The following is a 15774-nucleotide window of genomic DNA, read 5'->3' on the forward strand; positions in this document are numbered from 1 at the left end:
GTCCAGCCGTGCCGCTCGGCGTAGCGGATGTACATCCGGGCCAAGTCGGCGGCGAACAAGGCCGACTCTTCGCCGCCCTCACCGGATTTCACTTCGAGGACGATGTCGTCGGCGTCATGCGGGTCGCGCGGGGCCAGCATGTCGGTGAGCTGGGTGTCCAGCTCGGCCACCTGGGCTTCCAGATCCGTGACCTCGGCGGCGAAGAGTCGGCCTTGTTCGCCGCCGACTTGGCCCGGATGTACATCCGCTACGCCGAGCGGCACGGCTGGACAGTCACCGTGCTGGATGAGACCACCTCGGATCTGGGCGGCTACAAGGACGCGACGCTGGCCATCGCCAGCAAGGGCGACAGCGCCGACGGGGTCTGGTCCCGGATGAAATTCGAGGGCGGAGTGCACCGGGTGCAACGCGTCCCGGTGACCGAATCCCAAGGCCGCGTTCACACTTCGGCGGCCGGCGTGCTGGTGTATCCCGAACCCGAAGAAGTCGGCGAGGTGCAGATCGACGAGTCGGACCTGCGCATCGACGTCTACCGCTCGTCGGGCAAGGGCGGCCAGGGCGTCAACACCACCGACTCCGCGGTGCGCATCACGCACCTGCCCACCGGCATCGTCGTCACCTGCCAGAACGAGCGCTCGCAGCTGCAGAACAAGGCCCGCGCCCTGCAGGTGCTGGCCGCCCGTCTGCAGGCCCTGGCCGAAGAGCAGGCGCTCGCCGATGCCTCGGCGGACCGGGCCAGCCAGATCCGCACGGTGGACCGCAGCGAGCGCATCCGCACCTACAACTTCCCGGAGAACCGGATCGCGGATCACCGCATCAACTTCAAGTCGCACAATCTCGATCAGGTCCTCGACGGTGATCTGGACGCCCTGTTCGACGCCCTGGCCGCCGCCGACAAGCAGAGCCGGCTGCAACAGGCATGACATCGCGCGACGATGCAGAGTGAAACGATGAGGAGAAGCGCGACAACCCAGCTCAGCCTGCGGCGCACGATCGACGATGCTGCGGCCACCCTTGCCGAGGCGGGAATCGATTCTGCGCGTTGGGATGCCGAACAGCTGGCCGCGCACCTGGCGGGCACCGATCGCGGACGCCTGTCCCTGCTCGACCCGCCGGACGCGGACTTCCTGGCGCGCTACCGCGACGTCGTGGCCGCGCGCTCGCGACGCGTTCCCCTGCAACATCTGCTGGGGACCGCGGCGTTCGGGCCCGTCCTGCTGCACGTCGGCCCCGGGGTTTTCATACCCCGCCCGGAGACCGAAGCGCTGCTGGAATGGGCTAGGGCACAACAACTTCCCTCGCGACCCGTCATCGTTGACCTGTGCACCGGGTCGGGCGCCCTGGCGGTGGCGCTGGCCCACCACTTGCCCGGGGCGCGAATCGTCGCCATCGACAACTCCGATGCCGCGCTGGAGTACGCGCACCGCAACGCGCAAGGCACGAAGGTCGAGCTGATCTGCGCCGACGTCACAGAGCTGGCCGGCGAGCCGGGCCTGCTCGCCGATCTGGATGGCCGGGTCGACCTTGTGGTGGCCAACCCGCCCTACGTTCCCGACGGTGCTGTGCTGGATCCCGAAGTCGCGCAACATGATCCGCACCAGGCCGTCTTCGCCGGCCCGGACGGAATGGCGGTGATCGCGCCGCTGCTCAGCCTCGCCGGTCGCTGGCTGCGTCCGGGAGGACTCATCGGCGTCGAGCACGATGACACCACCGCGGCGCAGACCGTGGAATTGTTCAACCGCACAGGGGCATTCGACGACGTCCGGGCCCGCCGAGACCTGACCGGGCGGCCACGGTTCGTCACGGCCCGCAGGAGAGCGGAACGGGCGAGGGGCGGCGCCCATGACTGACGTCTTCGACTGTGCGGATCCCGATCAGCGCTCACTCGGAATCGCCGCCGCCGCGGCAGCGCTCAAGGGTGGCCGCCTGGTTGTCATGCCGACCGACACGGTCTATGGGATCGGCGCCGATGCGTTCAACAGCGCGGCGGTCTCCGCGCTACTGTCGGCGAAGGGGCGCGGGCGCGACATGCCGGTGGGCGTGCTGGTCGGCTCCTGGCACACCATCGAGGGGCTCGTCTACACCATGCCGGACGGGGCCCGCGACCTCATCCGCGCCTTCTGGCCGGGCGCGTTGAGCCTGGTGGTGACCCAGGCGCCGTCGCTGCAGTGGGACCTCGGCGACGCCCGCGGCACCGTGATGCTGCGCATGCCACTGCATCCCGTGGCCATCGAACTGCTGCGCGAAGTCGGGCCCCTGGCGGTGTCCAGCGCCAACGTCTCCGGACGCCCGGCCGCCCTGGACGCCAACGAGGCGCGCAGCCAGCTCGGCGATCTGGTCGACGTCTACCTGGAAGCGGGTCCGTCCGCCCAGGGGGCGGCATCCACGATCGTCGACCTGACCGGGACCACGCCGCGCATTCTGCGGCCGGGCCCGGTGAGCGCGGAGCGGATCGCGGAAGTGCTCGCCCTCGACCCGGAAAGCTTGACCGCCCAGGCCTGACTGGAGCGGTTGTCGAAGTCCCAGGTTTGTCCAGTACGGTCTCGGTGATGTCCAGCGACGTAACCAACCTTGCCGGGGGTTTACTCGCGCTGGGCGACCGCGGCGCCGGTGTTCCGCTTCGCGAATTGGCGCTGGTCGGGCTGACCGCAGCCATCATCACGTACTTCGCCACCGGCCCGGTGCGGGTGCTGGCCACCCGGCTGGGCGCGGTCGCCTATCCGCGGGAGCGCGACGTCCACGTCACGCCGACGCCCCGGATGGGCGGGCTGGCGATGTTTCTCGGCGTCATCACGGCCGTCTTTTTGGCGTCCCAGCTTCCGGCGCTCACGCGTGGGTTCGTCTACTCCACCGGTATGCCCGCGGTCCTGGTGGCCGGCGCGGTCATCATGGGCATCGGCCTCATCGACGACCGTTGGGGCCTCGACGCGCTGACCAAGTTCGCCGGCCAGATCACCGCGGCCAGCGTGCTGGTCACCATGGGCGTGGCGTGGAGCGTCCTGTACATCCCTATCGGCGGCGTGGGCACCATCGTGCTCGACCAGGCCTCGTCGATCCTGCTGACCCTGGCGCTCACCGTGTCGGTCGTCAACGCGATGAACTTCGTCGACGGACTCGACGGCCTGGCGGCCGGGCTGGGACTGATCACCGCGCTGGCAATCTGCATGTTCTCGGTCGGGCTGCTGCGCGACCACGGCGGTGACGTCCTGTTCTATCCGCCCGCGGTGATCTCGGTGGTGCTCGCCGGGGCATGCCTGGGCTTCCTGCCGCACAACTTCCACCGCGCCAAGATCTTCATGGGCGACTCCGGCTCGATGCTGATCGGCCTGATGCTGTCGGCCGCGTCCACGACGGCCGCCGGCCCCGTCTCGCAGAACGCCTATGGCGCGCGCGACGTGTTCGTCCTGCTGTCCCCGTTCTTGCTGGTCGCGGCCGTCATCTTCGTGCCGATGCTCGATTTGCTGCTGGCGATCGTGCGCCGCACACGCGCGGGCCGCAGCGCGTTCAGCCCCGACAAGATGCATCTGCACCATCGGTTGCTGCAGATCGGTCATTCGCACCGCCGGGTGGTGTTGCTGATCTATCTGTGGGTGGGGATCGTCGCGTTCGGCGCCGCCAGCACAATCTTTTTCCGTCCGCGCGATACCGCCGCGGTGATGCTTGGCGCCATCGTGGTGGCCGGCATCGCGACGGCGATCCCGCTGTTGCGCCGGGGCGACGACTACTACGACGAAGGGTAGTAGTGGGGTCCGGCATGTGGTACGGTGCTGGTAGAACCCCAAAAAGCCGCGCAGGCTACCGGCCCATCGGAGGGCAATCCGACCGGGCTGGTTCAAGACCGGCCTCGGGAGATACCCCTTGGGTGATTCAAGTGTGACGTGCGATACGCTCGGCGGACCACCGATCAGTCGGTCGGGGGGTTCCCGTTCCATCAACCTGGGATTGAGGTGCTGCAGTGACGACACCAGCGCAGGACGCGCCGTTGGTGTTTCCCTCTGTTGCTTTCCGTCCGGTTCGGCTCTTCGCGATCAGCATTGCCATCACTGCGGTGGCGGTGCTCGCCGCCGGGCTGTCCGGCCACCTGATGGTCGGCGTCTTCTTCGGCGTCGGACTTCTCCTGGGTTTGCTCAACGCAGTATTGGTGCGTCGCTCGGTTGAATCGATCACCGCCAAGGACCACCCGCTGAAAAGGTCAATGGCGGTCAACTCGGCGTCACGGCTGGCCATCATCACGGTCTTCGGGCTGATCATCGCCTACGTCTTTCGCCCCGCCGGCCTGGGCGTCATGTTCGGGTTGGCGCTTTTCCAGGTCCTGTTGGTTGCCTCGACAGCGCTCCCGGTGTGGAAGAAGCTGCGCGCGGGTGACTGGGCGGAGCCATCGGACGGCGCCGAAGGCGGCGTGATCGCAGGGTCGGACGGAACGGAAGATAAGGAACAGCAACGATGACTGGCACGACGTTCCTGGCCGAGTCGGCAATCGAGGTTGGCGAGCACAATAAGGCCACGTGGCTTGGCCTGACCGTCAACACCGACACGATTCTGTCGACCGCGATCGCCGCGGTGATCGTGCTCGGGCTGGCCTTCTTCCTGCGCGCGAAGATCACTTCCAAGGGCGTGCCGAGTGGCGTTCAGCTGTTCTGGGAGGCGATCACCGAACAGATGCGCGGACAGATCGAGAGCGCGATCGGCATGCGGATCGCCCCGTTCGTGCTGCCGTTGGCCGTCACGATCTTCGTGTTCATTTTGATCTCCAACTGGCTGTCGGTCCTCCCGCTGCAGTACAAGGACAAATCCGGGCACGCGAGCGAGCTGCTGAAGTCGGCGGCGGCGGACATCAATTACGTTCTGGCGCTGGCGCTCTTCGTGTTCGTCTGCTATCACGTGGCCGGCATCTGGCGCCGCGGCATCATCGGGCATCCGCTGGCGGTGGTCAAGGGTCACGTGGCGTTCTTGGCGCCGATCAACCTCGTCGAAGAGCTCGCCAAGCCCATCTCGCTGTCGCTCCGACTTTTCGGCAATATCTTCGCCGGCGGCATCCTGGTCGCGCTGATCGCGCTCTTCCCGCCGTACATCATGTGGGCACCCAACGCGATCTGGAAGGCCTTCGACCTGTTCGTCGGCGCCATCCAGGCCTTCATCTTCTCGATTCTGACCATCTTGTACTTCAGCCAGGCCATGGAGATCGAGGATCACCATGACTGAGACGCCCATGAATTGTTTTGTCCCACGCACCATTACAGAGGCTCGGTAGACCGCTACCGGATAAGCCCCAAATAAAGGAGGAAAGAATGGCAGCCCTGGACCCCCAAATCGCTGCCGCCGCTCTCATCGGCGGTGGACTCATCATGGGTGGCGGCGCGATCGGCGCCGGAATCGGTGACGGTATTGCTGGTAACGCGCTGGTGTCGGGTATCGCCCGGCAACCCGAAGCGCAGGGCCGGCTGTTCACGCCGTTCTTCATCACGGTCGGTCTGGTCGAGGCGGCCTACTTCATCAACCTGGCGTTCATGGCGTTGTTCGTCTTCGCTACCCCGGTCAAGTAATTCGCTGCAATGCGTGACGTGAGTCCGAGCATTTTGGCATCCAGCCAGGTGGTGGCCGAGGGAGGCAACAACTTCCTCGTCCCCAACGGCACCTTCTTCTTCGTGCTGGCGATCTTCCTGATCGTGCTGGCCGTCATCGGCACATTCGTCGTGCCGCCGGTGATGAGGGTCTTGCACGAGCGCGAGGCCATGGTCGCCAAGACGGCTGCCGACAACAAGAAGGCGACCGAGCAATTCGAAGCGGCCAAGGCCGACTACGAAGAAGCCCTGAGCGAGGCGCGGGTTCAGGCCTCGTCGTTGCGCGACAATGCCCGCGCCGAAGGTCGTAAGGTGGTCGAAGACGCGCGCGCCCGTGCCGAACAACAGGTGATGTCGACGTTACAAATGGCATCCGAGCAATTGAAGCGGGAGAGGGACGCCGTGGAGCTGGATCTGCGTGCCAATGTGGCGTCGATGTCGGCGACGTTGGCAAGTCGCATCCTCGGCGTCGACGTCGCCCCCGCCGCCACGACCACATCCGCAACCAAGACATCCGGACGGTAAATACGTATGTCGACTTTCATCGGCCAGTTGGTGGGCTTTGCAGCCATCGTGTTTCTGGTGGTGCGCTATGTCGTGCCGCCGGTGCGTCGGCTGATGGCCGCGCGGCAAGACGCCGTGCGCCAACAGCTGAAAGACGCTGCGACGGCGAGCGATCGGCTGACCGAGTCGACCACGGCGCACACCAAGGCCGTGGAAGATGCGAAGACGGAGGGCGAACGGGTGGTCGAGGAGGCCCGGACCGACGCGGGCCGCATCGTCGAGCAGTTGCGGGCCCAGGCCGATGTCGAGTCCGATCGCATCAACGCACAGGGCAGCCGTCAGGTCGATCTCTTGCGGACCCAGTTGAGCCGGCAGCTCCGGTTGGAACTCGGCCACGAAGCGGTGCGCCAGGCGGGCGAGTTGGTGCGCAACTACGTCGCCGACTCCGAACAGCAGTCGGCCACCGTCGACCGGTTCCTCGATGAACTCGACGAGATGGCGCCCGTTGCGGCTGACGTCCAGTATCCGTTGATGACCAAGATGCGTTCGTCGAGTCGCATCGCGCTGGGCAACCTGTCGGACAAGTTCGGCACCCTAGCCAAAGACCTTGACAACAAAGGGCTTTCGACTGTCTCCGGTGAGCTGGTAGAAGTTGCTCAGATGCTGGACCGCGAGATCGTCGTCACGCGGTATCTCACCGTTCCCGCCGAGGATGGCGCTCCCAGGGTCCGGTTGATCGAAAGACTGGTCTCCGGCAAGGTCGGCGACGCGACACTCGAGGTGCTGCGCGCGGCGGTCTCGGAGCGTTGGTCGGCCAACTCCGATCTGGTCGATGCCATCGAACACGTGTCTCGGCAGGCGCTGCTCGAAGTCGCCGAACGCGAGGACAAGGTCGACGAGGTCGAAGAACAGCTGTTCCGGTTCTCCCGCGCCCTCGACGCGGAGCCGCGGCTGGCGATCCTGCTGGGCGACTACTCCGTTCCGGTGGAAGGGCGAGTCGGCCTCCTGCGCAAGGTGCTTGAGAGCGCGAGCGGACGGGTCAATCCGATCACGATGGCACTGCTGACCCAGACTGTGGAGCTGCTGAGGGGCCAGAACGCCGACGAGGCCATCCAGTTCCTGGCGGAGGTTGCGGTGGCGCGCCGCGGCGAGATCGTGGCGCAAGTCAGCGCCGCAGCCGAACTCAGCGATGCGCAGCGCACCCGCCTCACCGACGTGCTCGGCCGCATCTACGACCACCCGGTGGCGGTGCAGCTCCAGATCGATGCCGAACTGCTGGGCGGGCTGCTCATCTCCGTGGCCGACGAAGTGATCGACGGAACGCTCGCTTCTCGACTTGCCGCGGCCCAGGCTCAATTGCCCGACTAACCACCATCGACCAATCACAATCCCACGCGAACCAAGATCAAGTAGGAAGACGAATAGCCATGGCCGAGTTGACCATCTCCGCTGAGGACATCCAGAGCGCCATCGAGGAGTACGTAGGCTCCTTCACGTCCGACACCGCCCGCGAGGAGGTCGGCTCGGTCATCGAGGCCGGGGACGGTATCGCGCACGTCGAGGGTTTGCCCTCCGTCATGACCCAAGAGTTGCTCGAGTTCCCCGGCGGGGTCCTTGGCGTCGCCCTGAACCTCGATGAACACGACATCGGCGCGGTGATCCTGGGTGACTTCGAGAAAATCGAAGAAGGCCAACAGGTTAAGCGCACCGGCGAGGTCCTGTCGGTGCCCGTCGGCGACGCGTTCCTAGGGCGCGTGGTCAATCCGCTCGGCCAGCCGATCGACGGCCAGGGCGACATCGATACCGACATTCGCCGCGCGCTGGAGATCCAGGCGCCGTCGGTGGTGCAGCGGCAGAGCGTGAGCGAGCCGCTGCAGACCGGGATCAAGGCCATCGACGCGATGACCCCGATCGGGCGCGGCCAGCGCCAGCTGATCATCGGTGACCGCAAGACCGGCAAGACCGCCGTCTGCGTGGATACCATCCTCAACCAGCGGGAGAACTGGGAGTCGGGCGACGAACGCAAGCAGGTGCGCTGCGTGTACGTGGCCATCGGCCAGAAGGGCACCACGATCGCCTCGGTCCGACGCGCGCTCGACGAGGGTGGCGCCATGGACTACACCACCATCGTGGCGGCGCCGGCATCCGACTCCGCCGGCTTCAAATGGCTTGCGCCGTACACGGGTTCGGCGATTGCCCAGCACTGGATGTACGAGGGCAAGCACGTGCTGATCGTCTTCGACGACCTGAGCAAGCAGGCCGAGGCCTACCGCGCCATTTCCCTGCTGCTCCGCCGTCCGCCGGGTCGCGAGGCGTACCCCGGCGACGTCTTCTACCTGCACTCCCGCCTGCTGGAGCGTTGCGCCAAGCTGTCCGACGACCTCGGTGGCGGCTCGCTGACCGGGTTGCCGGTTATCGAGACCAAGGCGAACGACATCTCGGCCTACATCCCCACCAATGTCATCTCGATCACCGACGGCCAGTGCTTCCTGGAATCCGACCTGTTCAACCAGGGCGTGCGGCCGGCCATCAACGTCGGTGTCTCGGTGTCCCGCGTGGGTGGTGCGGCGCAAATCAAGGCCATGAAGGAAGTCGCCGGCTCGTTGCGTCTAGACCTGTCGCAGTACCGGGAGCTGGAGTCCTTCGCCGCATTCGCCTCAGATCTGGACGCGACGTCCAAGGCCCAGCTGGAGCGCGGTGAACGCCTGGTCGAGCTGTTGAAGCAGCCTCAGTACCAACCCATGCCGGTTGAGGAGCAGGTGGTGTCGATCTTCCTCGGCACCGGCGGTCACCTGGACTCGGTGCCCGTCGAGGACGTCCGACGTTTCGAGACCGAGCTGCTGGATCACATGCGGGCCTCGGAAGAGAAGTTCCTGGCCGGCGTCCGCGACAGCGGCAAGCTCTCCGAAGAGGGCGAGAACCAGCTCACCGAGATCATTAACAACTTCAAGAAGGGCTTCGCGGCCACCGGTGGCGGCTCGGTCGTGCCCGACGAGCACGTCGAGCCCCTGGACGAAGAGGATCTGGAGAAAGAGTCCGTACAGGTCAAGAAGGAGAAGCCGAAGGACAAGAAGGAATCCAAGGATTCCAAGGCCTCCGGCAAGGACAAGAAGTAGCTACCGATGGCGGCAACACTTCGCGAATTACGGGGCCGGATCCGTTCGGCCGGGTCGATCAAGAAGATCACCAAGGCCCAGGAGATGATCGCGACCTCGCGCATCGGCAAGGCGCAGGCCCGGCTGGAATCCGCCCGGCCTTACGCATTCCAGATCACGTCGATGCTCACCACGTTGTCCTCCGAAGCCGCTTTGGACCATCCGTTGTTGGTCGAGCGTGACGAGCCGAAGCGCGCCGGCGTCCTGGTGGTGTCCTCGGACCGCGGTCTGTGCGGCGCGTACAACTCAAGCATCTTCCGCCGTGCCGAGGAACTGTTCTCGTTGCTGCGGGAAGAGGGCAAGACACCCATCGTTTACACGGTGGGCCGGAAGGCGCAGAACTACTTCAAGTTCCGCAACTGGGACATCACCGAATCCTGGACGGGTTTCTCCGAGCAGCCCCAGGTGGAGAACGCCCAGGAGATCGCGTCCACTTTGGTCGAGAGCTTCATGGCCGGGGTCGGCGATGACGAGTCACAGGACGACCAGGGCGTCGACGAACTGCACATCGTCTACTCGGAATTCAAGTCGATGATGTCGCAGGCCGCGGTGGCCCATCGGATCGCTCCGCTGGTCATGGAATACGTCGAGGACACCGACGAACTCCACACCTTGTACTCGTTCGAACCAGACGCCACAACTCTTTTCGACGCGCTGCTGCCGCGGTATGTGACGACCCGGGTGTATGCCGCGTTGCTCGAATCGGCGGCATCGGAGCTCGCGTCGCGTCAACGAGCGATGAAGTCGGCGACCGACAACGCCGACGACCTGATCAAAGAGCTGACGTTGATGGCGAACCGGGAGCGCCAGGCTCAGATCACCCAGGAGATCAGCGAAATCGTCGGCGGCGCAAACGCGCTCGCCGACGCTCAGTAGCACACGAGGAAGAAGAAAAATATGGCTGCTACTACTGAAAGCACCGAGAAGACCGACAAGAAGTCGACCAAAGCCGACACCAACGGCCGCATCGTACGGGTGACCGGCCCCGTCGTCGACGTCGAGTTCCCGCGCGGCTCGGTACCCGAGCTATTCAACGCTCTCAACGCGGAGATCACGTTCGAGGAGCTCAAGAAGACCCTGACACTCGAGGTTGCGCAGCACTTGGGCGACAACCTCGTTCGGGCAATCTCGCTGCAGCCCACCGACGGCCTTGTGCGCGGCGTTGAGGTCACTGACTCCGGAAAGTCGATCTCGGTGCCGGTCGGTGAGGGCGTCAAGGGGCACGTCTTCAACGCCTTGGGCGACTGCCTGGATAAGCCAGGGTACGGCGAGGAGTTCGACCACTGGTCAATCCACCGCAAACCGCCGCCGTTCGAGGAGCTCGAGCCCCGCACCGAGATGCTCGAGACGGGTCTGAAGGTCGTCGACCTGCTCACCCCGTACGTGCGTGGTGGCAAGATCGCACTGTTCGGCGGTGCGGGCGTGGGCAAGACGGTGCTGATCCAGGAGATGATCAACCGTATCGCCCGAAACTTCGGTGGCACTTCGGTTTTCGCCGGCGTCGGTGAGCGCACCCGTGAGGGCAACGACCTGTGGGTCGAACTCAAGGAAGCCGACGTGCTCAAGGACACCGCGCTGGTGTTCGGTCAGATGGACGAGCCGCCCGGCACCCGCATGCGGGTGGCCCTGTCCGCGCTGACCATGGCGGAGTGGTTCCGTGACGAGGCCGGCCAGGACGTGTTGCTGTTCATCGACAACATCTTCCGGTTCACCCAGGCCGGATCCGAGGTCTCGACGCTGCTCGGTCGTATGCCGTCCGCGGTGGGTTACCAGCCGACGCTGGCCGACGAGATGGGCGAGTTGCAGGAGCGCATCACCTCGACGCGAGGCAAGTCGATCACGTCGATGCAGGCCGTTTATGTGCCCGCCGACGACTACACCGACCCGGCGCCGGCGACGACATTCGCGCACCTGGACGCCACCACCGAGCTCTCTCGAAACGTGTTCTCCAAGGGCATCTTCCCCGCGGTGGACCCCCTGGCGTCGAGCTCGACCATTCTGGACCCGAGTGTTGTCGGTGACGAGCACTACCGCGTTGCCCAGGAAGTCATCCGAATCTTGCAGCGGTACAAGGACCTGCAGGACATCATCGCGATCCTCGGTATCGACGAGTTGTCCGAAGAGGACAAGCAGCTCGTTCAGCGTGCACGACGGATCGAGCGATTCCTGTCGCAGAACATGATGGCGGCCGAGCAGTTCACCGGTCAGCCCGGTTCGACGGTACCGCTGAAGGAGACCATCGAGGCGTTCGACCGCCTGACCAAGGGCGATTTCGACCACATCCCGGAGCAGGCGTTCTTCTTGATCGGCGGCCTGGACGACTTGGCGAAGAAGGCCGAAAGCTTTGGCGCCAAACTGGATTCCTGAGGCGTGAGCGAAAAGGCTCTGAAAGGCTCGTGGCATGGCGGATTTGAACGTTGAGATAGTCGCCGTCGATCGAAAGATCTGGTCGGGTGAGGCGACGTTTCTGTTCACCCGTACCACCGTCGGTGAGATCGGCATCCTGCCGCGGCACATCCCGCTGGTAGCGCAGTTGGTCGACGATGCAATGGTGCGCGTCGAACGAGACGGTGAAGACGATCTGCGGATCGCGGTGGACGGCGGATTTCTGTCCGTCACCGAGGAATCGGTGACAATCCTCGCCGAATCCGCCGAGTTCGAGTCGGAGATCGACGAAAGCGCCGCCAGAGAGGCTTCCGAGTCGGACGACCCGCGTATCGCCGCCAAGGGGCGCGCAAGGTTGCGCGCCGTCGGCGCGATCGACTAACCGCCTCGGTCCGGACGATGAGCGCGCCCATGGTTGGGATGGTCGTGCTGGTCGTCGTGCTGGCGGGCGCCGTCGTCGCGCTGAGCTATCGGTTGTGGAAGCTGCGCCAGGGCGGCACGGCGGGGATCATGCGAGACATTCCCGCGGTCGGAGGCCACGGCTGGCGCCATGGCGTAATCCGTTACCGCGGTGGGGAAGCCGCGTTCTACCGATTGTCCAGTCTGCGATTGTGGCCGGATCGACGGCTGAGCCGGCGAGGCGTCGAGATCGTCTCGAGGAGGGCGCCACGCGGCGACGAGTTCGACATCATGACCGACGAGATCGTCGTCATCGAGCTGCGTGACACCACCCAGGACCGCAGGTCCGGCTACGAGATCGCGCTCGACAAGGGCGCGTTGACGGCGTTTTTATCCTGGCTGGAGTCGCGTCCGTCGCCGCGGTCCCGCCGGCGCGGCCTCTAGCCGCGCCGCGTTGAGGCGATCGGACCCCTGCTAGCTTCCGGCCGCCGGTTTCCAGAGCACATCACCGTCGGGGTTGGCCACCCGCGACAGGATGAACAGCAGATCCGAGAGGCGGTTCAGGTATTTCGCGGGCAGCACGCTGACCTGCCCGGGCGCGGCATCGACCGCGGCCCACGCCGACCGCTCGGCTCGGCGCACCACGGTGCGAGCGACGTGCAGAAACGCCGACAACGGCGAACCACCGGGCAGCACAAACGAATTCAGCTTCGGCAAGGGCTCGTTGTATGTGTCACACCACTTTTCGAGCCGATCGATGTAAGGCTGGGTGACCCGCAGCGGGGGATATTCCGGGTTGTCGACCACGGGGGTCGACAGATCCGCGCCGGCGTCGAACAAGTCGTTTTGAATCTGGCGCAATACGCTGGTGAGCTGCTCGTCGGGCCGGCCGACGGCGACCGCGACACCGATCGCCGCGTTGGCTTCGTCGCAATCGGCGTAGGCCACCAGCCGGGGATCGTTCTTGGAGACCCGGGAGAAGTCGCTCAATCCCGTGGTGCCGTCGTCGCCGGTTCGCGTGTAGATGCGAGTCAGGTGTACAGCCATGAGCAAACCGTACTCGGGTGTGGCTCGGCCGACTGACAAGGCGATACCGCTTCACTAGACTGACGCGGGTGGCTGAGCGATTCGTGGTGACCGGCGGCAACCGGTTGTCAGGCGAAGTCGCAGTAGGGGGCGCGAAAAACAGCGTGCTCAAGTTGATGGCCGCAACGCTGCTGGCCGAAGGCACCAGCACGATCACCAACTGCCCCGACATCCTGGACGTGCCGTTGATGGCGGAGGTGCTGCGCGGGCTGGGCGCGACCGTCGAACTGGACGGCGACGTCGCCCGCATCACCTCTCCGGACGAGCCGAAATATGACGCCGACTTCGCCGCGGTCCGGCAGTTTCGCGCGTCGGTGTGCGTGCTGGGACCGCTGGTCGGCCGGTGCAAGCGCGCCCGTGTCGCGCTGCCCGGTGGTGACGCGATCGGTTCGCGCCCACTGGACATGCATCAGGCCGGCCTGCGCCAGCTCGGCGCGCAATGCAACATCGAGCACGGATGCGTGGTGGCGCAGGCCGATACGCTGCGCGGCGCGGAGATTCAGCTGGAGTTTCCCTCGGTGGGAGCCACCGAGAACATTCTGATGGCCGCGGTCGTGGCCGAGGGCGTCACCGTCATCCACAACGCGGCACGCGAGCCCGACGTCGTCGACCTGTGCACGATGTTGAACCAGATGGGCGCGCAGATCGAAGGCGCCGGTTCGCCGACCATGACCATCACCGGCGTCCCGAAGCTGCACCCGACCGAGCATCGCGTCATCGGGGATCGCATCGTCGCCGCCACGTGGGGGATCGCTGCCGCGATCACCCGCGGTGACATCACGGTGACGGGCATCGACCCGGCACACCTGCAGGTGGTGCTGCACAAATTGCACGACGCCGGCGCCACCGTGACCCAGACCGACGACAGCTTCCGGGTGGCGCAGTACGAGCGCCCCAAGGCCGTCAACGTGGCGACCCTGCCATATCCCGGATTTCCGACAGACCTGCAGCCGATGGCCATCGCCTTAGCCTCGATCGCCGACGGCACCTCGATGATCACCGAGAACGTATTCGAGGCGCGCTTTCGGTTCGTCGAGGAAATGATTCGCTTGGGCGCCGATGCCCGCACCGACGGACACCATGCCGTCGTTCGGGGGCTGCCGCAATTGTCGAGCGCGCCGGTGTGGTGTTCGGACATCCGGGCCGGCGCGGGCCTGGTATTGGCCGGGCTTGTCGCCGACGGAGACACCGAGGTCCACGACGTGTTCCACATCGATCGCGGCTACCCGTTGTTCGTGGAAAACCTGGCGATTTTGGGAGCGGAGATCGAGCGGGTACAGTAACCAAAGTCAGTGCCCCACAAGCGCGGTCACCAACGCGAAGGTGGACGAGAGCGGGGCCTTGACTCCCTCGCTGGATTGGTACTAGCCTGGCACGGCTGCTCCCGAGACGGTCTCTAGCAGATCAAAACTGGGAGTTGACTTACCTGCCGGATCTGTATTAAGCTGGCAGGGTTGCCCCAAAACGGGCGAAACAAGTGTTGTTTGAGAACTCAATAGTGTGTTTGGTCTTTTTATTTGTTGTTGTTTTTTGACCATACTTCGCACCCCCCGTGTGTGGGTATGGTCGTTTTTTTGATGCCAGTTTTTGGTGTCTTTTTGTTAGGTCAGATTATCTCTGATTTGAAATTCACCTCGTTCTGCGAGGAGATTTTGTTTGGAGAGTTTGATCCTGGCTCAGGACGAACGCTGGCGGCGTGCTTAACACATGCAAGTCGAACGGAAAGGCCTCTTCGGAGGTACTCGAGTGGCGAACGGGTGAGTAACACGTGGGCAATCTGCCCTGCACTTCGGGATAAGCCTGGGAAACTGGGTCTAATACCGGATAGGACCTTTAGACGCATGTCTTTTGGTGGAAAGCTTTTGCGGTGTGGGATGGGCCCGCGGCCTATCAGCTTGTTGGTGGGGTGATGGCCTACCAAGGCGACGACGGGTAGCCGGCCTGAGAGGGTGTCCGGCCACACTGGGACTGAGATACGGCCCAGACTCCTACGGGAGGCAGCAGTGGGGAATATTGCACAATGGGCGCAAGCCTGATGCAGCGACGCCGCGTGGGGGATGACGGCCTTCGGGTTGTAAACCTCTTTCACCATCGACGAAGGTCCGGGTTTTCTCGGATTGACGGTAGGTGGAGAAGAAGCACCGGCCAACTACGTGCCAGCAGCCGCGGTAATACGTAGGGTGCGAGCGTTGTCCGGAATTACTGGGCGTAAAGAGCTCGTAGGTGGTTTGTCGCGTTGTTCGTGAAATCTCACGGCTTAACTGTGAGCGTGCGGGCGATACGGGCAGACTAGAGTACTGCAGGGGAGACTGGAATTCCTGGTGTAGCGGTGGAATGCGCAGATATCAGGAGGAACACCGGTGGCGAAGGCGGGTCTCTGGGCAGTAACTGACGCTGAGGAGCGAAAGCGTGGGGAGCGAACAGGATTAGATACCCTGGTAGTCCACGCCGTAAACGGTGGGTACTAGGTGTGGGTTTCCTTCCTTGGGATCCGTGCCGTAGCTAACGCATTAAGTACCCCGCCTGGGGAGTACGGCCGCAAGGCTAAAACTCAAAGGAATTGACGGGGGCCCGCACAAGCGGCGGAGCATGTGGATTAATTCGATGCAACGCGAAGAACCTTACCTGGGTTTGACATGCACAGGACGCGTCTAGAGATAGGCGTTCCCTTGTGGCCTGTGTGC

The 15774-nt window shown here is 64.6% G+C and carries 14 protein-coding genes, 1 rRNA gene and 3 pseudogenes; 16 read left to right on the forward strand and 2 right to left on the reverse strand.

Annotated features, from left to right (window positions below):
* A pseudogene (locus A9W96_RS30055) lies at nt 1-203 on the reverse strand (PCRF domain-containing protein); the annotation flags it as partial.
* Between A9W96_RS30055 and A9W96_RS03550 the strand changes: the two are divergent.
* The 14 genes and pseudogenes from A9W96_RS03550 to A9W96_RS03615 form a co-directional block, all read left to right on the forward strand.
* Nucleotides 195-923, forward strand: a pseudogene (locus A9W96_RS03550) (peptide chain release factor-like protein); the annotation flags it as partial. The pseudogenes A9W96_RS30055 and A9W96_RS03550 overlap by 9 nt on opposite strands.
* 27 nt (nt 924-950) lie before the next feature.
* Entirely contained in the window at nt 951-1850 is a 900-nt protein-coding gene (gene prmC, locus A9W96_RS03555) for a peptide chain release factor N(5)-glutamine methyltransferase (protein ID WP_231999577.1), read from the forward strand.
* Nucleotides 1843-2502 carry an L-threonylcarbamoyladenylate synthase gene (locus A9W96_RS03560; protein ID WP_067137956.1) on the forward strand — a complete coding sequence of 220 codons (660 nt, stop codon included), beginning with the start codon at nt 1843-1845 and terminating at the stop codon, nt 2500-2502. The genes prmC and A9W96_RS03560 overlap by 8 nt, the downstream gene beginning before the upstream one ends.
* A gap of 28 nt (nt 2503-2530) precedes the next feature.
* Nucleotides 2531-3740: pseudogene (locus tag A9W96_RS03565) on the forward strand (glycosyltransferase family 4 protein); the annotation flags it as partial.
* A 215-nt stretch (nt 3741-3955) separates the two neighbouring features.
* Complete coding sequence (locus A9W96_RS03570; RefSeq protein ID WP_066864568.1) at nt 3956-4447, forward strand: ATP synthase subunit I; 492 nt, start codon at nt 3956-3958, stop codon at nt 4445-4447.
* Nucleotides 4444-5202, forward strand: coding sequence for a F0F1 ATP synthase subunit A (gene atpB, locus A9W96_RS03575; protein ID WP_067137958.1), 759 nt, complete (start codon nt 4444-4446; stop codon nt 5200-5202). The genes A9W96_RS03570 and atpB overlap by 4 nt, the downstream gene beginning before the upstream one ends.
* Before the next feature lie 95 nt (nt 5203-5297).
* Complete coding sequence (locus A9W96_RS03580; RefSeq protein ID WP_065052998.1) at nt 5298-5543, forward strand: F0F1 ATP synthase subunit C; 246 nt, start codon at nt 5298-5300, stop codon at nt 5541-5543.
* Nucleotides 5544-5552: 9 nt separating this feature from the next.
* Nucleotides 5553-6086 (forward strand): F0F1 ATP synthase subunit B, encoded by a 534-nt coding sequence (locus tag A9W96_RS03585; RefSeq protein ID WP_067137960.1) that lies wholly within the window; start codon nt 5553-5555, stop codon nt 6084-6086.
* 6 nt (nt 6087-6092) lie between these two features.
* Nucleotides 6093-7433 carry a F0F1 ATP synthase subunit B/delta gene (locus tag A9W96_RS03590; protein ID WP_066877011.1) on the forward strand — a complete coding sequence of 447 codons (1341 nt, stop codon included), beginning with the start codon at nt 6093-6095 and terminating at the stop codon, nt 7431-7433.
* A 59-nt stretch (nt 7434-7492) separates the two neighbouring features.
* On the forward strand, nt 7493-9181 hold the full coding sequence (gene atpA, locus A9W96_RS03595) for a F0F1 ATP synthase subunit alpha (protein WP_066864582.1): 1689 nt from the start codon (nt 7493-7495) through the stop codon (nt 9179-9181).
* Nucleotides 9182-9187: 6 nt separating this feature from the next.
* Complete coding sequence (locus A9W96_RS03600; protein WP_066864584.1) at nt 9188-10096, forward strand: F0F1 ATP synthase subunit gamma; 909 nt, start codon at nt 9188-9190, stop codon at nt 10094-10096.
* A 21-nt stretch (nt 10097-10117) separates the two neighbouring features.
* Nucleotides 10118-11587, forward strand: a complete 1470-nt coding sequence (atpD, locus tag A9W96_RS03605) for a F0F1 ATP synthase subunit beta (protein WP_066864587.1) — start codon at nt 10118-10120, stop codon at nt 11585-11587.
* A gap of 34 nt (nt 11588-11621) precedes the next feature.
* Complete coding sequence (locus tag A9W96_RS03610; RefSeq protein ID WP_066864590.1) at nt 11622-11987, forward strand: F0F1 ATP synthase subunit epsilon; 366 nt, start codon at nt 11622-11624, stop codon at nt 11985-11987.
* Between the two features lie 17 nt (nt 11988-12004).
* The gene (locus tag A9W96_RS03615; RefSeq protein ID WP_066864592.1) at nt 12005-12448 is read left to right on the forward strand and encodes a DUF2550 domain-containing protein; all 444 of its coding nucleotides are present in this window, start codon (nt 12005-12007) and stop codon (nt 12446-12448) included.
* A gap of 30 nt (nt 12449-12478) precedes the next feature.
* On the opposite strand, the gene A9W96_RS03620 is transcribed toward A9W96_RS03615, so the two are convergent.
* Nucleotides 12479-13051: a cob(I)yrinic acid a,c-diamide adenosyltransferase gene (locus tag A9W96_RS03620; RefSeq protein ID WP_066864595.1), complete on the reverse strand. Its 573-nt coding sequence runs from the start codon at nt 13049-13051 to the stop codon at nt 12479-12481.
* Nucleotides 13052-13119: 68 nt separating this feature from the next.
* On the opposite strand from A9W96_RS03620, the gene murA reads away from it, so the two are divergent.
* Together murA and A9W96_RS03630 are read left to right on the forward strand one after the other, a co-directional pair.
* Entirely contained in the window at nt 13120-14373 is a 1254-nt protein-coding gene (murA, locus tag A9W96_RS03625; protein ID WP_066864597.1) for a UDP-N-acetylglucosamine 1-carboxyvinyltransferase, read from the forward strand.
* Between the two features lie 370 nt (nt 14374-14743).
* A 16S ribosomal RNA gene (locus A9W96_RS03630) occupies nt 14744-15774 on the forward strand; the annotation flags it as partial.

Origin of the sequence: Mycobacterium sp. 1245852.3 (assembly GCF_001669335.1) — a bacterium.
Classification (GTDB): domain Bacteria; phylum Actinomycetota; class Actinomycetes; order Mycobacteriales; family Mycobacteriaceae; genus Mycobacterium; species Mycobacterium europaeum_A.